Source organism: Shinella zoogloeoides, assembly GCF_033705735.1.
Classification (GTDB): domain Bacteria; phylum Pseudomonadota; class Alphaproteobacteria; order Rhizobiales; family Rhizobiaceae; genus Shinella; species Shinella zoogloeoides_A.
Genome location: NZ_CP131130.1, coordinates 1,133,136 through 1,156,209, shown reverse-complemented (window position 1 = coordinate 1,156,209; position 23,074 = coordinate 1,133,136). Strand labels below are relative to the sequence as shown.

29 protein-coding genes are annotated in these 23,074 nt (G+C 61.5%); 16 read left to right on the top strand and 13 right to left on the bottom strand.

The features are described from left to right. Position 1 precedes the first annotated feature (1 nt). The 5 genes from trbL to ShzoTeo12_RS06000 are packed head-to-tail and all read left to right on the top strand — an operon-like array spanning position 2 to position 4,551. Positions 2-1,366 carry a P-type conjugative transfer protein TrbL gene (gene trbL / locus ShzoTeo12_RS06020; protein WP_242222613.1) on the top strand — a complete coding sequence of 455 codons (1,365 nt, stop codon included), beginning with the start codon at positions 2-4 and terminating at the stop codon, positions 1,364-1,366. Then, positions 1,366-2,049, top strand: a complete 684-nt coding sequence (gene trbF, locus ShzoTeo12_RS06015; protein ID WP_018429608.1) for a conjugal transfer protein TrbF — start codon at positions 1,366-1,368, stop codon at positions 2,047-2,049. Before trbL ends, trbF begins: the two co-directional genes overlap by 1 nt. Next, entirely contained in the window at positions 2,046-3,095 is a 1,050-nt protein-coding gene (gene trbG, locus ShzoTeo12_RS06010; RefSeq protein WP_242222611.1) for a P-type conjugative transfer protein TrbG, read from the top strand. The genes trbF and trbG overlap by 4 nt, the downstream gene beginning before the upstream one ends. Further along, positions 3,092-4,312, top strand: a complete 1,221-nt coding sequence (locus ShzoTeo12_RS06005; protein WP_242222609.1) for a TrbI/VirB10 family protein — start codon at positions 3,092-3,094, stop codon at positions 4,310-4,312. The genes trbG and ShzoTeo12_RS06005 overlap by 4 nt, the downstream gene beginning before the upstream one ends. Positions 4,313-4,314: 2 nt before the next feature. Then, positions 4,315-4,551 (top strand): DUF2274 domain-containing protein, encoded by a 237-nt coding sequence (locus ShzoTeo12_RS06000; RefSeq protein ID WP_242223836.1) that lies wholly within the window; start codon positions 4,315-4,317, stop codon positions 4,549-4,551. Here ShzoTeo12_RS06000 and ShzoTeo12_RS05995 read toward each other — a convergent pair. Then, entirely contained in the window at positions 4,548-5,450 is a 903-nt protein-coding gene (locus tag ShzoTeo12_RS05995) for a LysR family transcriptional regulator (RefSeq protein ID WP_242222607.1), read from the bottom strand. The two genes, ShzoTeo12_RS06000 and ShzoTeo12_RS05995, sit on opposite strands and share 4 nt — an antisense overlap. Positions 5,451-5,706: 256 nt before the next feature. On the opposite strand from ShzoTeo12_RS05995, the gene ShzoTeo12_RS05990 reads away from it, so the two are divergent. Together ShzoTeo12_RS05990 and ShzoTeo12_RS05985 are read left to right on the top strand one after the other, a co-directional pair. Next, the gene (locus ShzoTeo12_RS05990; RefSeq protein ID WP_242222605.1) at positions 5,707-6,261 is read left to right on the top strand and encodes a MarR family winged helix-turn-helix transcriptional regulator; all 555 of its coding nucleotides are present in this window, start codon (positions 5,707-5,709) and stop codon (positions 6,259-6,261) included. A gap of 130 nt (positions 6,262-6,391) precedes the next feature. After that, the gene (locus ShzoTeo12_RS05985; protein WP_242222602.1) at positions 6,392-7,216 is read left to right on the top strand and encodes a YeeE/YedE thiosulfate transporter family protein; all 825 of its coding nucleotides are present in this window, start codon (positions 6,392-6,394) and stop codon (positions 7,214-7,216) included. Between the two features lie 47 nt (positions 7,217-7,263). On the opposite strand, the gene ShzoTeo12_RS05980 is transcribed toward ShzoTeo12_RS05985, so the two are convergent. Together ShzoTeo12_RS05980 and ShzoTeo12_RS05975 are read right to left on the bottom strand one after the other, a co-directional pair. After that, entirely contained in the window at positions 7,264-7,707 is a 444-nt protein-coding gene (locus tag ShzoTeo12_RS05980; RefSeq protein ID WP_242222600.1) for a DUF6314 family protein, read from the bottom strand. Positions 7,708-7,720: 13 nt separating this feature from the next. Further along, complete coding sequence (locus tag ShzoTeo12_RS05975) at positions 7,721-8,209, bottom strand: YkgB family protein (RefSeq protein ID WP_242222598.1); 489 nt, start codon at positions 8,207-8,209, stop codon at positions 7,721-7,723. A gap of 749 nt (positions 8,210-8,958) precedes the next feature. Here ShzoTeo12_RS05975 and ShzoTeo12_RS05970 point away from each other — a divergent pair. After that, a complete protein-coding gene (locus ShzoTeo12_RS05970; RefSeq protein WP_004099028.1) occupies positions 8,959-9,453 on the top strand; it encodes a MarR family winged helix-turn-helix transcriptional regulator in 495 nt (164 codons plus the stop codon). A gap of 395 nt (positions 9,454-9,848) precedes the next feature. Here ShzoTeo12_RS05970 and ShzoTeo12_RS05965 read toward each other — a convergent pair whose 3' ends face one another. From ShzoTeo12_RS05965 to ShzoTeo12_RS05950, 4 genes are all read right to left on the bottom strand, one after another. After that, a complete protein-coding gene (locus ShzoTeo12_RS05965; protein WP_242222596.1) occupies positions 9,849-10,427 on the bottom strand; it encodes a hypothetical protein in 579 nt (192 codons plus the stop codon). Between the two features lie 62 nt (positions 10,428-10,489). Further along, entirely contained in the window at positions 10,490-10,867 is a 378-nt protein-coding gene (locus tag ShzoTeo12_RS05960; protein WP_242222594.1) for an alcohol dehydrogenase catalytic domain-containing protein, read from the bottom strand. After that, the gene (gene msrA / locus ShzoTeo12_RS05955) at positions 10,845-11,354 is read right to left on the bottom strand and encodes a peptide-methionine (S)-S-oxide reductase MsrA (protein ID WP_018429617.1); all 510 of its coding nucleotides are present in this window, start codon (positions 11,352-11,354) and stop codon (positions 10,845-10,847) included. Before msrA (ShzoTeo12_RS05955) ends, ShzoTeo12_RS05960 begins: the two co-directional genes overlap by 23 nt. A 107-nt stretch (positions 11,355-11,461) precedes the next feature. Continuing rightward, positions 11,462-12,694, bottom strand: a complete 1,233-nt coding sequence (locus ShzoTeo12_RS05950) for a bifunctional alpha/beta hydrolase/OsmC family protein (protein ID WP_242222592.1) — start codon at positions 12,692-12,694, stop codon at positions 11,462-11,464. Positions 12,695-12,922: 228 nt separating this feature from the next. On the opposite strand from ShzoTeo12_RS05950, the gene ShzoTeo12_RS05945 reads away from it, so the two are divergent. The 8 genes from ShzoTeo12_RS05945 (at position 12,923) to ShzoTeo12_RS05910 (ending at position 18,443) form a co-directional block, all read left to right on the top strand. Continuing rightward, complete coding sequence (locus ShzoTeo12_RS05945) at positions 12,923-13,798, top strand: LysR family transcriptional regulator (RefSeq protein WP_011191349.1); 876 nt, start codon at positions 12,923-12,925, stop codon at positions 13,796-13,798. Between the two features lie 146 nt (positions 13,799-13,944). Then, the gene (msrB, locus tag ShzoTeo12_RS05940) at positions 13,945-14,388 is read left to right on the top strand and encodes a peptide-methionine (R)-S-oxide reductase MsrB (RefSeq protein WP_004099035.1); all 444 of its coding nucleotides are present in this window, start codon (positions 13,945-13,947) and stop codon (positions 14,386-14,388) included. 1 nt (position 14,389) lies between these two features. Then, a complete protein-coding gene (gene msrA / locus ShzoTeo12_RS05935) occupies positions 14,390-14,929 on the top strand; it encodes a peptide-methionine (S)-S-oxide reductase MsrA (RefSeq protein WP_004099036.1) in 540 nt (179 codons plus the stop codon). Positions 14,930-15,061: 132 nt separating this feature from the next. Next, entirely contained in the window at positions 15,062-15,766 is a 705-nt protein-coding gene (locus ShzoTeo12_RS05930; RefSeq protein WP_004099038.1) for a glutathione S-transferase N-terminal domain-containing protein, read from the top strand. Continuing rightward, positions 15,763-16,731 carry a magnesium and cobalt transport protein CorA gene (locus ShzoTeo12_RS05925; RefSeq protein ID WP_242222589.1) on the top strand — a complete coding sequence of 323 codons (969 nt, stop codon included), beginning with the start codon at positions 15,763-15,765 and terminating at the stop codon, positions 16,729-16,731. The genes ShzoTeo12_RS05930 and ShzoTeo12_RS05925 overlap by 4 nt, the downstream gene beginning before the upstream one ends. A 94-nt stretch (positions 16,732-16,825) precedes the next feature. Beyond that, positions 16,826-17,398, top strand: a complete 573-nt coding sequence (locus ShzoTeo12_RS05920) for a hypothetical protein (RefSeq protein ID WP_018429623.1) — start codon at positions 16,826-16,828, stop codon at positions 17,396-17,398. Between the two features lie 87 nt (positions 17,399-17,485). Further along, a complete protein-coding gene (locus ShzoTeo12_RS05915; RefSeq protein ID WP_018429624.1) occupies positions 17,486-17,935 on the top strand; it encodes a hypothetical protein in 450 nt (149 codons plus the stop codon). Positions 17,936-18,041: 106 nt separating this feature from the next. Next, positions 18,042-18,443, top strand: a complete 402-nt coding sequence (locus tag ShzoTeo12_RS05910) for a RidA family protein (protein WP_004099044.1) — start codon at positions 18,042-18,044, stop codon at positions 18,441-18,443. A gap of 30 nt (positions 18,444-18,473) precedes the next feature. On the opposite strand, the gene ShzoTeo12_RS05905 is transcribed toward ShzoTeo12_RS05910, so the two are convergent. From ShzoTeo12_RS05905 to ShzoTeo12_RS05880, 6 genes are all read right to left on the bottom strand, one after another. Beyond that, positions 18,474-19,745 (bottom strand): MFS transporter, encoded by a 1,272-nt coding sequence (locus ShzoTeo12_RS05905; RefSeq protein ID WP_242222587.1) that lies wholly within the window; start codon positions 19,743-19,745, stop codon positions 18,474-18,476. A gap of 8 nt (positions 19,746-19,753) precedes the next feature. After that, entirely contained in the window at positions 19,754-20,245 is a 492-nt protein-coding gene (locus tag ShzoTeo12_RS05900) for a DM13 domain-containing protein (protein WP_018429627.1), read from the bottom strand. A 3-nt stretch (positions 20,246-20,248) separates the two neighbouring features. Continuing rightward, positions 20,249-20,719, bottom strand: coding sequence for a TlpA family protein disulfide reductase (locus ShzoTeo12_RS05895; protein ID WP_242222584.1), 471 nt, complete (start codon positions 20,717-20,719; stop codon positions 20,249-20,251). Positions 20,720-20,870: 151 nt separating this feature from the next. Further along, complete coding sequence (locus tag ShzoTeo12_RS05890) at positions 20,871-21,161, bottom strand: DUF1330 domain-containing protein (protein WP_311936284.1); 291 nt, start codon at positions 21,159-21,161, stop codon at positions 20,871-20,873. A 62-nt stretch (positions 21,162-21,223) separates the two neighbouring features. Continuing rightward, entirely contained in the window at positions 21,224-21,655 is a 432-nt protein-coding gene (locus ShzoTeo12_RS05885) for a GlcG/HbpS family heme-binding protein (RefSeq protein ID WP_242222578.1), read from the bottom strand. A 73-nt stretch (positions 21,656-21,728) separates the two neighbouring features. After that, positions 21,729-22,742, bottom strand: coding sequence for a zinc-binding alcohol dehydrogenase family protein (locus ShzoTeo12_RS05880; RefSeq protein WP_242222576.1), 1,014 nt, complete (start codon positions 22,740-22,742; stop codon positions 21,729-21,731). Positions 22,743-23,074 lie beyond the last annotated feature (332 nt).

Genomic DNA, 23,074 nt, shown 5'->3' with positions numbered 1-23,074 from the left:
CATGGGCGGCACCGGCGTCATTGACCATTTTCTTGAGGTCTTCACCCGCTACATCGACAGCGGATTCGGGCTACTCAGCGGCGAAGTCGCCTTCATCGCCACCACCCTGATCGTCATCGACGTGACGCTGGCGGCGCTGTTCTGGAGCTGGGGCGCCGACGACGACATCATGGCCCGCCTGGTGAAGAAGACGCTGTTCGTCGGAGTGTTCGCCTACATCATCGGCAATTGGAACAACCTCGCCCGTATCATTTTCGAGAGCTTCGCCGGCCTCGGCCTGAAGGCTAGCGGCACCGGGTTCACCACGGCCGACCTCTTGCGCCCTGGCAAGGTCGCTCAGACCGGGCTCGACGCCGGACGGCCGCTGCTCGATTCCATCTCCAGCCTCATGGGCTACTGGTCGTTCTTCGAGAACTTCATCCAGATCGCCTGCATGTTCCTGGCCTGGGCGCTGGTGCTGCTCGCTTTTTTCATCCTCGCCATTCAGCTCTTCGTCACGCTCATCGAGTTCAAGCTGACGACGCTCGCCGGCTTCGTGCTGATCCCGTTCGGCCTGTTCGGCAAGTCGGCCTTCATGGCCGAACGCGTGCTCGGCAACGTCATCTCCTCCGGCATCAAGGTGCTGGTGCTGGCCGTCATCATCGGCATCGGCTCGACGCTCTTCTCAGAATTCACATCCGGTTTCGGCGGCCAGAATCCGACAATCGACGAAGCGATGGCGATCGTGCTCGCCGCGCTGTCGCTGCTCGGCCTCGGCATCTTCGGTCCCGGTATTGCAAGCGGCATCGTCTCCGGTGGTCCCCAGCTCAGCGCCGGCGCAGCGGTCGGCACGGGCATCGCCGCGGGCGGCATGGTCGCGCTCGGCGCTGGCGCCGTCGGCGCCGCCGCGTCGGGTGGCGCTGCGCTGGCCGGTGGTGCGGCCGCCGCCGCTCGTGGCGGTGCTGCGATCGCTGGCGGCGCGTCCACCGCTTACAGCCTTGGCGCAGCCGGGCAGTCCGGCGCGGCCGGCGTCGCTTCCGGTCTCGGCGGGGTCGCCCGTGCCGGCGGCAGCGCCGCCGTCTCGCCCCTGCGCCGCGCCGCATCGCGTGCCGCCGAAAGCATGCGCTCAAGCTTCAACACTGGCGGCAAGGCCGCCTTCGAGGCGACAGGCGGCACTTCCACCATGGGCTCGATCGGCGGTGACGCGGCCGGTGATGGCGCCGCTGCCGCGGGTTCCACAAACGCAGGCGGTCCGCCGGCCTGGGCGCAGCGGATGCGCCGATCCCAGCACATGACCCATGCCGTCCAGGCCACGGCCCATGCCGTCCGCTCAGGTGATGCCCACGGCGGCGGCTCTTCCATCAATCTTTCCGAAGGCGATCGCTGATGTTCAAACGACCCTCTACCCATTATGGCAAGGCCCCCGAGCCGGAGACGCCCTATCAACGCGCCACCCAGGTCTGGGATGAGCGCATCGGCGCCTCGCGCGTGCAGGCCAAGAACTGGCGGCTCATGGCATTCGGCTCGCTGATCCTGTCGGCCGGGTTCGCCACCGCGCTCGTCGTGCAGTCAGCACGCGGGACGATCGTACCCTGGGTGGTGCAGGTCGATCGCATCGGTCAGGCGCAGGCCGTCGCGCCCGCCGAGGCCGACTATCGTCCGACCGATCCGCAGATTGCCTTCCACCTGGCGCGCTTCATCGAGCAGGTCCGGAGCATTCCGGCCGATGCGATCATCGTCCGGCAGAACTGGCTGCGCGCCTACGACTTCACGACTGACCGCGGCGCCATGGCGCTCAATGACTACGCCCGCTCCAACGACCCCTTTACACGGGTCGGCCGGCAGCAGGTCGCTGTCGACGTCTCCAGCGTCATCCGCGCGTCCCCGGACAGCTTCCGCGTCGCGTGGGTCGAGCGCCGATACGAAAATGGCCAGCTCGCCGAGACCACGCGCTGGACCGCGATCCTGACGATCGTCGTGCAGATCCCCCGAAACGCCGACCGGCTCAGAGCGAACCCGCTCGGCATCTACGTCAACGCCATCAACTGGTCACGGGAGCTTGGGCAATGAAGCCGTATTTCCGTAAAGCCGGAAACCCGGCTTCACACACACTCGTACTCCCGGCTCTCCGTAGAGCCGCATTCCCGGTCGTTCTGCTAGCGGCGACCGCGCTCGCGGGCTGCGCGACCACCAATCCGCCGCCGGAGATTTCCTACGACAATGCGGCTCCGGCGGTGCAGACCGTCGATCCACCCGCGCCGGTCACCGTGGTCGAGCTGCCCCGGCCGCTGCCGCTGCCTGGCCAATTGCAGCGTGTGGAGGAGACGCGGCGTGCCCCGGAGCCTTCTAATCCGACCGCTCGCGTCAACCAAGCAAACGAGGCGGCACGAGTCCAGCCGGTGCGCGACGGCTTCATTAACTCGATGCAGGTCTACCCGTGGACCCAAGGGGCGCTTTATCAAGTCTATACCGCCGTCGGGCAGATCACCGACATCGCGCTCCAACCCGGGGAGCAGCTTGTCGGCGCAGGCCCGGTGGCCGCCGGCGACACAGTGCGCTGGATCATCGGCGACACCGAGAGCGGATCGGGGGCAACGCGCCAGATCCACATCCTGGTAAAGCCCACCCGCGCCGACCTGATGACCAACCTCGTCATCAACACCAACATGCGCACCTATCACATGGAACTGCGCTCGACAGAGCGCACCTATATGGCGTCGGTCTCATGGCAGTATCCGCAAGACCAGCTCATTGCGCTGCGCCGCCAGAACGCCGAGGCGCAGGCGGCCCAGCCGGTGGCGAGCGGCGTCGATCTCGCGAACGTCAACTTCCGCTATGCGATCGAGGGCGACCGTGCGCCGTGGCGGCCGCTGCGCGCCTTCGACGACGGACGCCAGGTCTTTATCGAGTTTCCGCGCGGCATCGGTCAGGGCGAGATGCCGCCACTCTTCGTCGTCGGCCCCGAGGGCAACACCTCCGAGCTGGTGAACTATCGCGTTCGCGGCCACCACATGATCGTTGATCGTCTGTTCGCGGCTGCCGAACTTCGCTTCGGCTCCGGCCGCGAGCAGAAGCGCGTCAGGATCGTCCGCACAGACGGGAGGCCGACCTCGTGAGCGAGAACCCGCCCCGGAATGAGGAAGTGCCGGACGACGATGCGCAGCCCCTGACCGGCGAGCCGGTCGGGCCTGCGCCGATGCGGCTGCGGGCCGAACCGCCCCGCGTCACCCGGTTATCGCGGAAGGTTCTCGCCGGCCTCGGTCTTGTCGCCAGCGTCGGGCTCGGAGGTGCGCTGATCTACGCGCTTCAGACCCGTGACGCCGGTCGGCCGAACGACGAACTCTATTCGACCGAGAACCGCTCGACCGCTGACGGACTGGCCGGCCTGCCGCGAGATTACAGTGGCGTGCCGCAGCTCGGTCCCCCTCTTCCCGGTGACCTCGGCCGGCCGATCCTCAGTACCCAGGATCGCGGACAGCCGGTGCCAACACCCGGGACGGCCGCGCCCAATCCCGGCATCAGCCCGGAAGAGCAGCGCCGCCTTCAGGAAATCGAGACCGCGCGCACCAGCCGTCTCTTCTCCGGATCGGAAAGCCGGGGCGCCCCCGCTGCTGCGGGAGTTGCCCCAGCGCTCGCGCCGGGGCCGGATTTGGCGAGCATTGGCCTCGCTCCGCCGCCCGCCACGCCCTCGGCGCAGGACCGGCAGAACGCGTTTCTGAACGTGGCGGCCGATCGCAGGACGGTTGCGCCCGATCGCGTCGCTGCGCCAGTATCGCCGAACGTCCTTCAGGCGGGAGCAGTGATATCCGCGGCGCTGATCACCGGCATCCGATCCGATCTACCCGGCCAGATCACCGCGCAGGTCACCGAGAACATCTACGACAGCCCGACCGGCCGTATCTTGCTTGTGCCGCAAGGCACTCGTGTGGTCGGGCAGTACGACAACAACGTGCAGTTCGGCCAGAGCCGCGTCCTGCTCGTCTGGACTCGGCTCGTCTTCCCGAACGGGCGCTCGATCGTTCTCGAGCGCCAGCCTGGCGCTGACGCTGAAGGGTTCGCAGGGCTTCAGGATGGCGTCGATTACCATTGGTGGGATCTGGCCAAGGCTGCGGGATTGTCGACACTGCTGAGCGTCGGCGCCGAACTCGCGGTCGACAACGACGATCGGCTCGCTCAGGCGATCCGGAACGGTGGGCAGGACACCATCAACGACGCAGGGCAGCAGATTGTAAGGCGTCAGCTCAACGTCGCGCCCACAATCACTATTCGGCCCGGATTTCCCGTGCGCGTTATCGTGACGCGAGACTTGGTGCTGGAGCCATATGGAGGGTGATGATGTCGAAGCTTAAGCTAGGCCCCATCGCGGACGAAAAGCCACTTAAGGTACAGGTCGAGCTACCCGCAGCTCTCCACCAGGACCTTATTGACTACGCCCACCTATTGGGCCGAGAGCAAGGTCAGTCCGCTGTTGACCCAGCTCGGTTAATCGTCCCGATGTTACAACGGTTCATCGCGACAGACCGTGGCTTCGCCAAAGCCAGGCGAACGTTGACGCCGGGGAGCGTCGATTAGTCCGTGGTCCCCGCTCTAATGCTAGAGGGGGTGTCGAAACACTTCAGCAGCAGCGGCAGAGTCGGGTTGTCGTTGTCTCTGGACGAAATTATAGCGGCCGTCGGCGCCCGAGCCGATGGGAGCGGGATCAACGCGATATCCGGCCGGTATATCACGCTGGTGATGGTCAAGCCGAAGCCCTGTTCGACCATCGTCAGCAGGGTTTCTCGGCTGACTTGTTGGATCGAGAGTTGAACCGCTCCGTCTCCGGCGCCCACCATGCGCCGGAGTATGCCAGCAAGCTCACGCCCAGCACCATCCGAGCGAACGAGGAAGACTTCGTCACAAATGTCCTCCCACGACAGCTGTGGCCGTGCTGCCAACTCGTGAAGCGGGGACAATGCCACGAACAGATCTGGTTCGCAGAGACGTCGAACTTGGAACTGAGGGCTTTTGCTCGCACTCAGGCTGATTGCTGCGTCCAGTAACCCGCGGTTCACCCCCAAAGAGTTTTCTTCTGAAGTGCCTTCCTCAAGCTTTACCTCGATCGTCGGATGTCGATTTCTGAATGCCGCGAGAATGTCGATGATCGGGCACGCCGGAAACGCTTCAAGCATTCCAAACCTCACTAGCCCGGTTATGAGTTTTCGCGCGGAACGGATCTCCGTTGCGGCGTTACGAAGGTAGCGCGCTCCCACCACCGCTTGTTGAAGGAAGCGTTCACCTTCTGGAGTCAGCCCTGCCCCCGCTCGCGTACGCTTGAAGAGAGAAAAGCCAAGCTGGCGCTCAAACAGCTGCACACGTCGGCTGACGGTGGATTGCGATACCGATAGGCGTTCCGCCGCTCGGCGGAAGCTGCCGGCCTCGGCGACCTGAACGGCGTATTTCAGGTATCGGAGATCAAGAGTCAGATCGGGCATGAGACCCGTCCGATCATACCGGCGATCTCATTGGCGAACCGCCTGCGCCCGGTGAGAGGCATCCATGCGCGTCCACTTTCATCGAGCCCACCCCCGCTAGCGCCTGGGGTACAAGCACGTCCGTTGATCTCAGATGTGGAATCCGAGCTGAGCCCCTCAATGAGCATGACCATGTCCGAATCTGCCATAGATGCATGCGGCGGTCATACATTTTCGCACACTTGATGTCTATGCGCGATGCATATATTATTGCGGCATGGAGCCTGAGGTCGCCAAATACCATTTTGGTGCACTGGCGCTGGCGGTTGCTGACAGCATCGCCAGTGTCTCGGCCTCCTTTTCACCAAGCGGCCCGGCGACCGCGGTGATGGTGTTTCTCAGCATGGAGCCCGGCCTGCCGATCAGCGTATTGGCAAGCCGGATCAGGCTTTCTCATGCCGGAACGGTGCGATTGATCGATAGGCTCGAGCACGAACAGTTGGTGGAACGACGAAGACATATCGCCGACAGGCGCGCGCGCTTCATTCACCTCACCAATTCAGGGAAGAAGATAACGGAAGCCTTGCTCAAGGCACGGGAGCAGGTGATCTCCGAATGTGTTTCGCCCCTTTCGCCCAATGACCTCGACATTCTAGGCGTGCTGTCGGAGCGGCTCTTTGTGGCAAACGGCTTCGACAAGGATGGTTCGATCAGCCTTTGCCATCTGTGCGGCTACAGCAGGATCGCGCCTTCCCGTAGTAAAGCAAAGCCGGGCGCTCACGACGCCGGAACGTCGCACCAAACGGCTGACGATATGATCAGGCAGGCTTGATATAGTGGGATCGTTTGCGCTCGAACTTCTTCTATGCGTACTTGCCTTCGGGTTCGGATATGCCGCGAACCAAGGCGGAACCTGTTTAGTGGTGGCCGCTCATGAGTTACACAGACGACAGCCGCCGAGAATGTTCGTCGGATTTCTCGCAGCGTCGGCAGCGGCAGGCCTGGTTGCGGTCCCGATAGTCTGGACGGGAACACTGGGCGCAACACTCGCACCCTCGACCAGCATCAATTTCTTCCTGCTCATCGGCGCTATAGCCTTCGGCCTCGGCGCACTCATTAATGACACATGCCTGCTCGGATCGCTGGCGCGGCTTGGGGATGGGGAGATGCGACTTCTAGCTCTACCCTTGGGATTGGCGATTGGTATCTTGGCTGCCGACCATGGCAGGTTCGACTACGACGCAACATGGCCAAGCTTGATCTCCAGACCAAGCGTAACAGGCCTCGTTACTCTCCTAGCCTTCCTTGCTGTGCTCGTGCTGGCACTCGTTTTCGTTTCCATGAAGAGCGTTCTGCGAACAAAGCCGGGTTGGTCGTTCGGCGCTTCGATGATTGGACTCGGTATCACTGGTGGACTTCTATATGCACTCTCGCCGGCCTGGACCTTCGCAGACCTGATTCAACGTGGCCTTCCTCTCAGAATGTCGCCGGCCGGCGAGGTCGCGCTCACTGCGGTGATCTCTTCGATCGCAGGCGCCCTCACCGCCTCCTTTCGCCAAGGGAATCTGCGTCTCCAACTGCCGACAGCCAATGGCATTCTGCGATCTGTCGTCGGCGGCACATTGATGGGTATCGGCATTGCGCTCATACCCGGCGGGAATGATGGATTGATCCTCGCAGCGGTTCCGACTCTTTCACCTGGTGGGATAGTCGCCTACGTTCTGATGACGATGACAATCGTCTTCGGATTTGCAGCGCGTGGTAAGTTATTCCAGCGCCGCCTTTGAAGACCATGATAAGGGCAACAGAGGATTCTCCCACCTGACATGAGCATTTATCCCGACCGGGAGTATCGGCTGACTAGCTCGTATGCCTTTGCAGGCCCTTGGACCATGATGACCACTTCAAAGGCCGCCGGCCCCAGCATCCTGCAGGTTGCATGGTCGGTGTCATCTCCGCAGGCATGGACGTCACTCGCTTTCAACCCGCTTTCCGTCCGTGCGAAACTCAAGCTGAGGAACTGCGTCCCGATATGAGGTCCGTCTGCGAACTCGACGACAACAATGTCTTCGCTCAAGCGATAGCAATACTGCCGGTATGCGGAGAATTCACTGCCATCTGCCAGCGTGAGAATGCCGCTCTCTCGACAAGCGAGCGCGCCTTCGCCGACGGGAGCGAAGACCGCGTCGCCATGCAGCTGAGCGCCTCCGGGCTGGATATCACGACGGAGCATCCATGCCCCACGGAAGTTCTGCAGGATTTGCGCGCCCGCCTTCACGAAATGACCCCGGTCACGAGGGCACAAGCGCGCCTCTGTGGCGGACCGAAGCAAGCAGCAGCACGAGGGACGCCGCCAGCAGAACTGCGTCCTTCAGTAGAAACTGCCCTGGTGCAGCCGAAATCGCAGGAAAGCCGCCGGCGGTCGGCTCCGCTACACCGGGGGTGGTGATGAAAAAGGTCAGCGTGATCAGATATGTCGCCGCTGACATCAGTGCGCCGAGCGCAGAGAAGAGTGGACGAAATGCACCAAGGATCAGAACGAGACCGGTCGATAACTCGATAACGCCGATGAAATAGCTTTGCCCCTGCATCCCGAACATGCCCAGCCAATTCATGATCGGGCTGTGTTCGATAAACGGGGCGATACCATAGGCCTCGTACGCTGTGAACTTCATCGCGCCGAACCACAGAAATACGATCACGAGAGACCATCTAAGCAGGCCAAGATCCCTCCGACCGTGCTCGGGGACAAGAAATTCATAACGGTCGAAAATGCTCATCTAAAATTCCTCAACAGTGGTCCCGTGGGAACGTCACGAACGTCGTCTACGTGCTTCGGGCAGGCGTTGCAGTATATGCGCGACGCATATACTAATAAGCGAGATATGTCGAGCGGCTGGCTCGCGCTTCGCTGCCTCACGAAGCCATCCTCATCGGCGATGCCTTTACCCAGCAAACGCGCGACCTTGCGGGATTTTGACTTGATAGGGCTGGCGCTCCGGGTGGGCCTATAGCCCGTTGGCAAACGTCCAGCCTGTACGGATGGACGCGGCCCTGGACGAGATAACCGTGCCGACCGAAATCGTAGCAGCGATCGCCGCAATCCCCGACGTCGTGGAGCACGGACTGTTCCTCAATGGGATCGATACAATCGTGATCGCGCGCGGTGACACGATGGAAGTGCGACGCCGGGGACAAGCCAGGTCTCGCTGATCTGCACCTGCGCGGCCTGGATGACAGCGCTGACGCGGAGTGATTCTCGGGCGCGACCTACGGCGATTCCGAGCGAAAAGGCTTGCCCTATAGCCGCCAGGTATCAAAGGTTCCGCGGCCTTAATGAGCCGGACCCGTTTTTTTCGGCGCGCTCGATCAGTCGAAATCCTCCGAAACCCTTTTAAAACAGGACATTTTCCACAAGCCGCGCGGAGGAAGAGGACCACGGTATGGCTTGCTGTCTATGCTCCGCGCACATATAGATGTGGCAATGGATGGACCTCGAGATCGAAACATTTTCGGGGCGTTCGCACTCATGATCAGCGACGACATCGTTCGCGCTAGTTCATCGCGGGCGCCGGAAGCTGGACCCGCCGCCTCAGCGCTGGCGTTGCTCGCGCACAAGCCCGGGCTCTCGATCCGTATGCTTGCGATCGGGGTGGGCCTTTCACATGCTGGAACTGTTCGCCTGGTGGATAGATTGGTAAGCGAGGGATTGATCGAGCGCAGGGAGCATTCGACAGACGGGCGCGCGCGATCCCTCTATCTTACTCCAACTGGCAAGGTCGCGAGCGACGAGGTCCTGGCCTCGCGCGATCAAGTGATTGCCGAAGGGCTATCGATCCTTAATCCAGACGAACTGAAAACCTTATCGGACATCGCTGAACGCGTTCTCCGAAATCGCTTGGAAAACCTCGAGCAGTCATACCGCATCTGCCGCTTGTGCTGCTACGAGGGCTGCACGAACTGCCCCGTCGATGCCGAATTGCATGAGCGAGGTGTGGACCGCGAGAAGAACGACGACGCGTAGGAGACTCGCAATTGCGGCAGCTCAACGCTGCTCAGATAGCGGGCTTCATAATGTCAGCGAGCCTACCATCAGCCGCATTCTTTTGGCTACGCGTCAAGCCGGCCGATCGGGCATGGCGGTCTCATTCTAATATGTCGGTGATCGCCCCACTTTTAGCCGCTCAATTGATCGGAACGCGGTTTCGGAAGCGGCCGTTCAAACCACTCGCTGCATTCCCATTTCTCTATGTCCGATAGGTAGTTTCGGGGAAAAGCAGTCGGGAACAGGTTTCGGGAACGCATGCTCCGGCAGGAGCGCAGCGCGCGTCCCAAGCGCGTTTTCCCGGTAGAGCTTCCCAATCGGCAAAGTGCGGGCCACCTCAGACTGCGAACGCGAAAAACCGCCTGGCTGGTCACTCAAGGCAGGGTAACGACGATTTTCGTTGCGGATACACCCGCCTTCAGGGCTTCCAAGGCAGCCTGGAGCATTTCAAGGCCCTGGCCCACGACCTTCGCCGGAGGGGCGGGGACGAACGTGCGCGCCGCGAGAGCCTGCGGCAGGAATTCGCGGTAGATCATTGGACCAACCTCGTCATCCTTGAGGCTCGTCCCGGAGATGTGCGTCGCCTCGACTCCAAATGGACGCTCGTCGGGCGGGGCCAGCGTCGCTGCCACCCGGCGCGAGCCCTCGCATCTCGCAATTGCGGCAAAACAGTCTTTCATGTGACCGGTCGCGTGAAGCGTTCCAGCGAGACTGCGCCCGCGCATTGCCTCAATCACGTCTTCCACGATGGCTGGACTCGAGTGGTCAAGAACCTCGCTTGCACCCAGCTCCTTCAACAGGCCGGCGTTGCGCGCCGAAGCGGTGGCGACGCACCTGTAGCCCGACGCCACCGCGAGCTGGATGGCGTTGCAGCCAACGCTCGACGATCCACCCCAGACCAGAACGACCTCTGGACGCGCGGTCGGCGAGTGTAACGGTGGCGCGAGAGCCAACTGTGTCCGTTCCGTAGAGCCCGCTTGCGGCGGTGCCAAGGCCAAGCGGGAGGACTGCCGCATCAGCGAAGGCCATGTTGTTGGGGATCGGCGCCGCCATGTGGTCCAGCACGATCGTGTGGTGCTGGAACGCACCCTGCGCAGGTTGATTTACGGTTGTCCCGACCGCCTGTCCGATGACTCGATCGCCGACCTTGAACCGCGCCACCGACCGCCGCGACCTCACCGGAGACGTCGCTGCCGAGAATCGCGGGATAGTCGAGCCATGGCAAAAGCGCGACGTCCTGCAGAATCCAGTCGAGTGGGTTGATCGCGATGGCCGCGTTGCGGATCAATATCTCGTTCGCCGCCAGATGCGGCAGAGCGGTGACACCGATCCTCAGTGGCTGCCCCGGCGCTTTCTGCCAGGCGGCCTGATTAGTCACGGTTTCGGTCATCATCAACTCTTTCTGTCAAGTATACAGCTGGGCGTTCGTCTGAGCGGTCCAACCGCCAGGTCGGGCGCACGAAGTGGCAGCTATAGCCCCCAGGATAGCGCACCAGGTATTCTTGGTGCTCTGGCTCCGCCTCCCAAAAGGGTTCTTCTGGGTTGATCTCCGACACGACCGGGCCAGGCCAGCTTCCTGATGCCTCGATTTCCGCGATAGTTGTGAGGGCGACTTCCTTCTGCACTTCGGTGGTGTAGAAAATCGCCGATCGATAGCTCGGACCGACATCGCTGCCTTGTTGCTCGTAGGTCGTGGGGTCATGGATCTGGAAGAAGAGTTCCAAGAGCGAGCGATAGGCGAGAACGGAAGGGTCGAAGGTCACTTCCACTGCTTCCGCATGGCCGTAATGTCTCGCGTAGGTCGGATCAGGCATTTCTCCACCCGTGTAACCGACACGCGTCGAAATGACTCCCCTGGCTCGGCGCAGCAAATCCTCCATGCCCCAGAAGCAGCCGCCTGCGAGAATTGCTCGCTCTGTCGCGGCCGCCCTATTGCCGGTAGGCGATTGGCTCACAGTCCGTTCGCCCTCCTCCGTGTGCGCCACGGTCAAGCCAGCCTCGCGGGATCCGCAGCCTGACTGGCGCTCAAGAGTTCGGTCTGCACGTCCGAACCCCGGATGAGACTCAGATCGACGGGACACCGATCAGCGATCGCGAGGATCCGAGCGCGCTGATCATCACTCAGCGGCCCATCGAGGACAATGGTGCGGGTGAACCGGTCGGGTGGCATCATGTCCGGCACCTTCTCGTGCTGCACGGTCGTGCTCGCCCGTTCGAGCGGAAAGCCCTTGCGGTTCGCATAGAGACGCATCGTCATCACCGTGCAGGCTGCGAGGCCGGCAGATACGAGTTCATAGGGAGATAGTCCGGTCCCGAGGCCACCGACCGATGCTGGCTCGTCGGCGAACAGAGTGTGCTCGCCGCTGCGGACCTTGAGCTGGAACGTCCCTGCAAGAGTTTCGGTGGCGACGACGCCCTCCGCAACCTCGACCTGCGGAAGATCCGCGCTGAGTGGTGGGAGAAAGCGGCTCGCCCAAACCGCCACCATGGCCGCGGCGTAGTTCGCGTCCGCGACGTCGGTGAGAAGGTGATCCGCGTTGTCGAGCGAGATGAAGCTTTTAGGGTGCCTGGACGCGACGAAGATGCGCGACGCGTGGTCGATGCCGACCACCTGATCCAGCGGAGAGTGCATGACCAGCACCGGCCGTCGCAGGGAGGCAATGGCCTTCTCGACGTCGATCCCCTCAACCGCCTCAAGGAACCCTCGGCGAATGAGGAACGGCCTACCGGCAATCTCCACCGAGGCCTCGCCCTCGCTCGCGATGGTGTTCAGATCATTCGGTCCGAAGAGGCGCAAGATATGCTGAAGGTCGGCCGGCGCACCAATCGTCGCGACCGCCGCAACATCAGGCATGTCGGCGGCGGCTACGATCGCAGCGGTGCCACCCAGGCTGTGCCCGACGAGGAGGGACGGTGACATGCCCGCCGCCGCCATCGCCTTTGCGGCGGCCCGAAGGTCCTCGACGTCCGACGCGAAGTTCACAGGTTCTCCCGTCCCACCGCCGATCCCGGTCCCGGCGAAATCGAACCTCAAGACCCCGATGCCCGCACGCGACAGCGCGCGCGAGATGTGAACAGCGGCGCGACTGTCTTTCCCGCACGTGAAGCAGTGGGCGAAGATCGCCCAGCCCCGCGGCGTCCCTTCCGGCGGTTCGAGGTGCCCGGAAAGCGGAGAGCCAGCCCCACTGACAAACGTAAATGATCTTCCTGCCATGTCCATCAAACCTCCAGCACGCGGCTCGGCGGTTGCGCTCTCAGAACCTTCGACGGAGCTGAGCGGAGCGCACCGCCAACCGCTAATCGTCATCTCAGGCTATCATTTATATGTCTGGCGCATATAGACAAGCCCCTATACCATGATTATATGCGCCAAGCATACTTCTGCGACCTGCTTTCCAAAGGCGGTCTCACGGAAGAGGTATCAGTCAGGCGCGTGGGCCAAAGGACTATGGAACTCAATCAAGTCAGCTATTTCATCAACTTGGCCGAGACGCTGAATTTCACAGCGGCCGCTCGCTTGAGCGGTGTGTCACAGCCAAGTCTGACCCGCGCGATCCGCCGCTTGGAAGATGAGCTTGGCGGGCCGCTGATCTATCGCGACGGGAAGAACAGCCGCCTGACTGGCCTTGGCCATGACGTCGAGGCAGAATTCCGGCGTATGGTGGTCGCGATGAAGAGCGTTCGCAATCACTCGGAGCACTGGGCGATGGGGGGGCACCGCGTGCTGGATGTCGCCGTCGCGCCCACCGTCGGACCAAAGGAATTTACGGCATTCTTCGAGAGCGCATTGGCGGAGATGCCATCCATCGAAATCAAGCTGCACTCGCTCCAGTCGAACGAGGACACATCGGAGGTGCTTTCAGGAAAATACCACGCGTGCATCATGCCGCGTGAAACAAGACCGGAACGCAAGCTGGATGTGCATCCTCTATTTCGGGAGCGCTTCGTGCTCGGCTGTTCTGCAAACCATCCCTTGGCTGCCAACGAGATCGTGCGCGGCGAAGACCTGCTCGAGTTTCCTTTCGTCGATCGCCTGAAATGCGAGTTTCGCGATCGGATCCTCGATCACTTCGCGCGACGGGACTTGCTCATGCGACCTCGCTTTCGATCAGATCGCGAGGACTGGGTGCAACGGGTCGTCGCTGACGGCCACGCCATATGCATTCTTCCGGAACGATCGCCGACCGTGCAAGGCCTCGTCACTCGGCCGATCGACGGATTTGTCTTGGAGCGCGAAGTCGTGATCGCGACCGTATCCGGCTCCACGGCAACGGTCGAGATACGGAACATCGCGCAGCTGGCAGCCCGGTATGAGTGGAACTGAATCACGACGTGAAGAGCTTCGGCGCTATGGAAACTATACGCGCAGCGTATTGGATAAATCTGGGGCGCACTGCGATAGTCGGTGCAATGACTGCAAAGATAAATGACAGTGTGTCGAGCTCTCTAGATTAAATATTGGAGACTATCATGAAGTTTGAGAAGTCACAGGCAGCAGTTGACCGCCTGACCCCCGAGCAACGCCGGATTACCCAGGATTCGGGGACCGAAAGGCCCTTCACGGGTGAGCACAACGACAACAAGGAGCCTGGCATCTACGTCGACATAGTGTCGGGAGAGCCGCTGTTCGCTTCAACGGACAAGTTCGATTCGGGTACTGGCTGGCCCAGCTTCACCAAGCCGATCGTTCCGGCAAACGTGAACGAGGTGCGGGACAGTGCACACGGCATGGTCCGGACGGAGGTCAGGTCGGTACACGCCGACAGCCATCTGGGCCACGTGTTCCCGGACGGTCCTTCCGACCGCGGCGGTCTGCGCTACTGCATCAACTCTGCGTCCCTTCGCTTCATCCCGCGCGACGAGATGGAGTCCGAGGGATATGGTGAATATCTCGATCAAGTAGAGGAGGCTTAACATGCATCAGCGCGCTGTTCTCGCAGGAGGATGTTTCTGGGGCATGCAGGATCTGATCCGCAAGCGGCCCGGCATCATCTCGACCCGTGTGGGTTACACGGGCGGCGATATTCCGAACGCCACGTATCGTAATCACGGCACGCATGCCGAGGGGATCGAGATTGTCTTCGACCCGACAGTGACGAGCTACCGGCACATCCTGGAATTCTTCTTCCAGATCCACGATCCGACGACGCTGAACCGCCAGGGCAATGATCGTGGGCTCTCCTATCGGTCGGGCATCTATTATGTCGACGAGGAGCAGAAGCGCGTCGCCGAGGATACGATTGCCGATGTGGATGCCTCGGGGCTGTGGGATGGCAAAGTGGTGACCGAGGTCCAGCCGGTCGGCGAGTTCTGGGAGGCCGAGCCCGATCACCAGGATTATCTGGAGAAGCGGCCGGGCGGCTACACCTGCCACTTCGTCCGTCCCGACTGGGTTCTTCCAAAGCGGCATGAGGCCGGCGATGTGAGCCCTGCGGCCGGGGCTGCAGCGGAATAGGCTTCGCTGCCGTCAGTGCCGCGCCGATCCGGTTCGCAACCTCCGACGACCGCGTCAATCGACGCGGTCGTCGGACCCGGCCTTGAAGCAGATCATTCCATTCAGCCGCCGTCGCAGTGCCAGGATCCAGATATGACAGACCTCTCCTCCTTTCCCATCACGCAGCGCTGGCCAGCATCTTATCCGGATCGCTTGCAACTATACGCGGCCCCCACGCCCAACGGCGTCAAGGTCTCGATGATGCTGGAGGAGACTGGCCTGCCGTATGAGCCCCACTTCGTCGACATCTCGAACAACGAGTCGAAGGATCCAGCGTTCGTGTCGTTGAATCCCAACGGCCGCATACCCGCGATCATCGATCCGGCTGGCCCTGACGGCCAGCCCATTGGCATATGGGAAACCGGTGCGATCCTCATCTATCTGGCCGACAAGACGGGGCAGCTCATCTCAACAACACCCGCCCAGCGGTACGAGACTCTGGCCTGGGTGTTCTTTCAGGTGTCGGGCGTTGGGCCGACCTTCGGACAGCTAGGCTTTTTCCTGCGATTTGCCGGCAAGGACTATGAGGACAAGCGACCTCGGCAGCGCTTTGTTGATGAATCCAGGCGTCTTCTCGGGGTCCTGGATCACCGGCTGGAGGGCCGCGAATGGATTGTCGATGATTACTCGATCGCGGACATTGCGACGTTTGGCTGGGTGAATGCGCTGGTCGAATTCTACGCAGCGGGCGACATCCTCGGCCTAAGCAGCTATTCGAACGTGCAGGCATGGCTCGAACGCGGGCTGGCGCGACCGGCTGTACAGCGTGGCCTGCGAATTCCTGCGAGGCCTGCATGACCATTATCGCCGCATATTATTACAACGAAGGTAAGCGAGTCCGTGAAATCAGGCTCGATGAGCACGTCGAACTAAACGAGAATCGCTCGGGCTTCTGCTGGATCGCGCTTAGCGAGCCCACCGCAGACGAACTCAGCGCGATCCAGACGACGTATAACCTCCATCCTTTGGCGATCGACAACGCCATGCACCCGCTGTGCCCGCCCAAGCTCGAGGTCTACAACGATGAGTTGTACGTCGTCGCCCAGACCGCCGAGCTGGTCGGCGACCGGATCAGCTACGGCAAGATGGCGATCTTCACCGGTCACAATCACCTTATCACCGTGCGGCACGGCAATGCCGGAGCGCTGGGCAAACTTCGGGAGCAACTCGAGGCATCGCCGACGCAGTTCGGCAAGGGTGTCGACTATGTGCTGCACGCGATCTTGCACCGAGTGGTCGACCAGTATCTGCCCATCTTCGAAATGATCGAGGACGACGTCCTGGCGATGGAGCGACGGTCGCTGCACGATTTCCTCGGGCCAGAAGAGGTGGCGCGAATCTTCGAACTAAGGTCCGAACTCACGCGGTTCCAGCGCACGCTCGGGGCTATGGCCGAGCTGGTGCGAAAGCTCGTTCGCGGCCACTTTCCCTGCATCAGCTCCGAAATGACACCATATTTCCACGACGTCGCGGACCATGTCCACCGAGTGCAGTCCATGGTCGACGGCCTCCTGCATGTCCTGTCCACGGTCTTCGAGGCCAGCAGCCTTCTGGAAGCGCAAAGGATCGGTGTGGTCACTCGCCAGCTCGCGGCCTGGGCGGCGATCTTGACGGTCCCGACGGCGATCGCCGGAATATATGGCATGAACTTCAAGCACATGCCGGAACTGGACACGCCATATGGCTACTTCGTCGTGCTCGGAGTGATAGCGGTGTTCTGCCTTCTCCTGTTCATGCGCTTCAAGAAGGCCAAGTGGCTATGAGTAACGCACTTCGCGAGCTTCTCCGTCCGCCGCCGAGTCACAGCGCGCTTTGTGCGCGAGCGTGTCCAATCCAGTTCAAGATGAAGGTGCTTCCATGACCTCCCAGGTGACCGATGTTCTAGAAGCAGTCCAGTCATTCATCGCCAAAGGCTATGACCGCGAATACCGCGTCAAGGACGGCAATCTCGTCGATCTCGAACTAGGGTCAACCCTCGATGCATGCAGCATTCGCGTCGATGCGGCGTTGCGCCTCGAGAGCGGGGACGACGGCGAAGATGCCTCCAACATCTACGCGATCACCGATCCGGCGACAGAGCATAAAGGCCTGTTGATCGACGCCTTCGACGTGTTCCACGAAATCTGCCCCCGCGACTTGTCCGAGCGCCTTGTGGCGCATCGGGAAACAGCACCGGCAGGTGACCAGGACGCGCCGAGCAAGCACGGACTACGGAAAGTCTACAAGAGCGAGTTTCACAGCGATCCCGAGCGTTACGTTCTGCGCGAAGGCTTTCCAGACTTCCCGCCATGCCCTTTCGGCCAATCCTTCAGCATCCTCGGCTTCGATACCGCCGAGCAGGAATATGTCTGGCTCGTCACGAGCATCATTCGAGATGCTCGGCTGATCAGGGTTCCATACCAGGGCGAAGACGTCATCAGCGACGAATAGCGGTGTCGCTTAGCCGGAAAGGCTGACCTTCCTGGCCCACACATCTGCAGGCTGAACTTTAAGAACATCGAAAATTAGGAGGTGATTATGGACTGGAACAAGGACCACATACGAGAAACTATGCTCTTGCTGGAGACAGCAGCGTTGCACAGCGCTCGCGAAAACTACCTGGACTATGTCTCTACCGCTCGGCTCGATCGGAGCGAACCGATCGAAAACGACGAACTAGCTCAGGCCGAGGTCGCGAGCGACTTCGCTGAAGCGCTCGATGACACGCTCCATGACTACGCGGATAAACTCGAAAAGCTCAGGACAATCGATTTCGGCCCCAAGTTGGCCGTCAACGAAGGCGCTGTCGTCAAGCTGTCCGGCCGCCACTTTGTGATCGCGGTGTCAACGAGCAAGTTTACCTGTCAGGGGCGTGAGCTCATGGGCATTTCCACGATGGCGCCGATCTTCGAAGCGATCGAGGGTGCCCGAGCCGGGGAGACCGTGCAGTTCAACGGCCGGGACCTCACCGTAGAAGACGTGGAATAAAGCCCTCCACCGCAGCCGGCGCGCTAGTGCCGAACGCCCTGCATCTCTTTCTGCATGCATACGGTCACTTGCAGCCGCATTGACCTGGCTCATCAAAGGCAAACTCATGACAACACCTTCATTCTTCATCACCCCCGGATACGGGACGCGCCTGCATGACGCGCTTCATTATTCTCAGGCAATGCGCATTGGTGACCGCGTGGAGATCTCCGGACAGGGCGGATGGAACGACGATCTCGTCATTCCGGAGTCGATTGAGGAAGAGATCGAGCAGGCGTTCAAGAACGTGGAACGGACGCTCGCGACCGCCGGAGCACGCTGGCCGCATGTGGTCCACGTCAATTCCTATCACGTCGGTGGATTCCCTCCCGTGATCAACGAAACAATGGCCAAGCTGTATCGCCACTACATGCCCGACCGCGCTCCAATCTGGACGCAGTTGGGAATCGAAGCGCTGGGGCTTCCAACCATGCGTATCGAAATTCGCGTAACAGCTATCATCGCCTGACCCCGCGGTTCGTGCAGGCGCCGTGCCGCGCTAATCCCGCACGCCCTGCGCCCGCTTCTCCATGCATATCATCGTATCGAGAGATCCGGTTATCATCGGCGTGCTCGGAGAACGGGGGGCCGCCTTGGCCTGGTTGGCGCGCCTCGGCTGCCTGCGGGCGATGGCCAGCACTGCCAGGAGCGTGAGCAACGCCGCCGCATAAAGGAACAGGCCGCCAGGGCCGACGATATTCATTGCAGCTGCTCCTATTAGGGGGCCAGCGGCTGTCCCGATCCCGTTGAGCAACAGAAGCCCGCGCGCGGTGCCGAGTAGCCGACCGGCCGGAAGATCGTCGTTTGCGACGGCGAGACACAACGAATAAATCGGGATGCCAAAGCCGCCGAACAGCGCACCCGCCGCAAGGAGCAGCGGCAGAGGCGCTTCCACCGCCAACGCTACGCCGATGGCAGACGCTGCGGACGCCAGCGCCGCACCGGCGATGACAAGATTCCGGGGCACTCGATCCGAAAGCCAACCGAGTGGCCAATGGAAGGCAAGCGTTCCACCAAGAACCGCAGCCATGAAGGCGGAGATACCGCCCACATCGAGGCCGATGCTCTGGGCGAAGTTCGCGCCCATGCCCCAGAAACCACCGATAGCCAGGCCGGCCAGGAAAGCGCCAGCCGCAGCGAGAGGTGATACGAGGACGAGGTCCCTGAACGCGACCCATTCCTGTTCCACCTGGGCCGGCGGATGACTGGGCAGCAAGGTGATCGGAACCACCGCCGCTGATATCAGCAGCGACACGATGAGGAACAATGTCACGTCGGCGGGCGGTGCGATGTTGAGTAACGCCTGCCCGATTGCCCATGAGCCCATAGAGACAACTCCGAATATCGACAGGAGCTGCCCGCGCGTGGATGGCAATGCGTGGGCGTTGAGCCAACTCTCCGTTGCGAGGATCATGCCCGCGTAGGCGAAGCCGGTAGTCAGGCGAAGCGGCATCCAGGCGACCGGCTCCACGAACGCCACATGGAGAAGGGCGGTCATCGAGGCAATGGCCGCGAAGCCGGCGAAGGTTCTGACATGTCCCACGGAGACGATGATCGGTGGCAACACGAGCGCGCCGATCGTGAAACCCGCGAAGTAGAAGGACATCATCGCGCTGATCGCGCCGGTCGAGAACCCCTCATGGCCGGCTCTCACGATCAGGAGCGTGCTCAGCAGGCCATTGCCCAGCAGCAGAGCGGCGACGCTCAGCAGCAGCGCCGCCACCGGCGCGAGAACGAGGCCGCGCTTGCCCGCCGACCTCATGGTATCCATCGCCGGGCTCATTCTCGGGCCTGACTTGAGGGTTGATACTCTGCCGCACTGATGAACTGGTCGAATGCTTCACACCAGATGACGACCGTGTTGTAGGCACGGACATCGATGCCGGCAGGCACCTCGACGATGAAGCCGTTGAACGTCTTCACGTCGCCCACGCGGACTGATCTGTCCTTGATCAGGAGAAAGGCCTCCTTCGTGTCGACGAAACGTGGTGCGAGGTAGAGCTTGTAGTCAGGACCAGGGGCGAGGCGCCCGATATGGGCGATACGGTCGCGCGAGACCCGGATCTCGCCTTCCCCCCAGTGAAGCAGGTCGCTGCCTTTGAGATCGCGGGCCAGACGCCCTGCGTAGAGCGTCTCGGCTGAGATGGTCCGCAAGTCCGCCGCGTCCGGGGCCTGGGGGGCGGTCAGGATCGGCAGCGTGTAGACACCGCCCGCGAAGCCCATGGCGAGCATCGCAAGATGGGTGGCAATCAGGATGACCCAGCGCCGCATCGGTTACACCAGATCCAGTCCCTTCACGAGCTGATCGGCGTCGAGATGGAAGTCCGAGAATACGATGCGGCCGCCAGCGTCCATCACGGAGAACCAGGGCGTTCCCCGCGTGCGGTAGTCCTCCATGAAGGTGGGAAGCGTCGCGCCGGCAGGTGGCTCGTCGTGACCGAACGCGACAGGAAGCGCATACTTGAGCTGGTTCACGCGCAGCTTCTCGAAGGTGTTCTCATCCGCTCCTTCGAAGACGGTCTGGACCACCGCGAAGCCCACGCCCTTGGCGCTCAATGCACCATGCAACCTTTGTAGCGTCGGAAATCCATGCAAATGGCAGCCACGGCACCAGTGCTGGAAGGCGAAGAGGACTTTCGGGCCGGTGCCGAGATCCGATAGCTTGAGCGGCGCGATGCTTTCTCCACCCACGCCAATCCATCTCTGCACCCGCAGCTCGGGGGCTTGTCGTTCGTCGACGCTCATCTGATCCTCCAATTCCGATGCAGAAGTCCGATGAGTGGTCGCGTGTGGCGATGGCACACGAACCTCACCGCCTTGATCCCCTACAGGTTGTAGGATGCGAGTTCGCCGACAGATACCTCGTGGCCAGCGCCACCGTTCTTCCGTCGGCGTGTCACCGCCGCCCCTCAATGACAAAGGCGCGATAGCGGGAACCGGCGAAACGGTGCGCAGCGATGGTTTGGTAGGCGGGGCTATGATACCAATCACGGGCGGCCTGCATCGTCGGGAACCGCAAAATTACGGCCCCTTCGACGGGCGGCCCCTCCAAATGCTCCATCGCGCCATAAGCGGCGAGAAAGGTTACGTCGTGGCCATCGAACGATGGGCCGACGCCTGAAGAATAGGTTGCGAGTTCTTCCGGATCGGTGGTTTCTTCGCGGGTGAAGACGACGAACGCTTCCATCTTAAAGTCTTTCATAAGGTCGGATCTGCAGGCCACCGCCGCTGGCGATGGCCTTAAAGTCGTCAGGCTGGCAGCTCGAACCCGATTTTCGTGAGTGCCTCGACGCACGCATCCTGATCCTGCTGATAGTTGCCTCCGGAGATGCCGATCCCGCCGATCAACTTCCCGTCATCCAGGATCGGATAGCCTCCGCCGACAGCGACCATCCGGGGGCGATAGGCTAGCGGCGCCACTTTCGGATCGTTCGAAACATAGTCGTTCCAGACATGGGTCGGATACCCAAACGAGGCGGAACTCCAAGCCTTGTCGATGGCAACATCGACGGTGAGAAACGGCGCGTCATCAGTGCGCTCGAACGCGCGCAGGTTACCGGTGGCGTCGACGACGGCGACCGCAGCCGGGATGCCGATTGTACGTGCCGCGGCGATCGCCGCGTCGATGAGGGCGACGGCGGTTTCGCGGTTGATCGAGGCGGTGGCAATGGATTTCGTCATGGAATTTCCTTCGCCGTGGCGTAATCCGTCCGGCGTTCTTGAGGTTAGAAAAGACGTTCGGCGGTGGCAGTCATCAGAAGCCTTCGAGGACAATCTTGCCTCTTGCTGCGCCACTTTCGATCAGTGCGTGCACCGTCTTCAGATTGGCGGCATTAATTGGCGACAATTTTTCGGTTAGCGTCGTGCGAATTTTGCCGTCGTCCACCAGCACCGCCAGCGAATTGAGGATCTTGCCCTGCTCATCCATGTCGGGCGTGCCGTAGAGCGACCGTGTGAACATCAGCTCGTGGTGGATCGACACTGCCTTGCGCTTGAACAGCATGACGGCGAGCGCCTTGGGATCGTCGATGAATCCGAACCGTCCTTGCGGGGCGATCAGTTCGGCGATGTCGGATGCATGCTGCTCGGTATGCGTGGTCGAGAACACGAAAGCGGGAGCGCCGATGTTGAGCTCGGCAATCTGTGGCGCGAGCGGCCGAGAGTGGTCGATGACATGATGAGCCCCAAGCCCTTTAACCCACTCCTGGGTTTCCGGCCGAGAGGCGGTGGAGATGACGATGAGATCCGTGCGCTGTCGAGCGATCTGGATGGCGATCGACCCGACCCCACCCGCACCACCGATGATGAGGATCGCCGGCGCCGCCCCGGGAACGGGCTTCGTCACGTCCAGGCGATCGAACATGGCTTCCCAGGCCGTCAACGTCGTGAGTGGCAGCGCCGCCGCTTCCGCCCAGTCGAGCGACGCGGGTTTACGACCGACGATCCGGGCGTCGACGAGATGGAACTCCGCATTGGTGCCCGGCCTTATGAGCGATCCGGCATAATAGACCTCGTCGCCTACCGCGAACTGCGTCACTTCGGGGCCGACCTCTTGCACGATCCCGGCCGCATCCCATCCCAGCACTTTCCAATCGCCATCAGCGGGCGGCGTGCTGCTGCGGATTTTGTAGTCGACCGGGTTGACCGAGACAGCCTTCACCTCAACCAGGATATCGCCTCCTTCAGCGACAGGCCGAGGCAGATCAATGTCGACCAGAGAGGCGTCCTCGGCGATGGGTCCCGGAACCTTGTAACCAACGGCTTTCATCGGTGTCTCCAGCTTGCTGTATCCTGAAGTCTTATCGATCAGATCGAAATTTCCTCCGAAATATACTCAGGATGCAAAGATTTCGCGTGTCAGACTATGAAGGTATGCGCGCAACATATCCAATAGCGGTACGACATAGTTTCCATACCTCGGAGCCGGATTCAGAACTTTATCGAAAATAGCGGTTTATTGCTGTTCGGCGGGTGAGCATCCGGATGGAGGCGATAAGCGCCCAAGCGGTTGAGGAGTCGACCTCTCAGCGGTCGCGTTGGCAGGGGCGATCTCGCCCGCCGGTCTCACACCAACGTTGGCAAGCGACGGCGTCCGCTCGA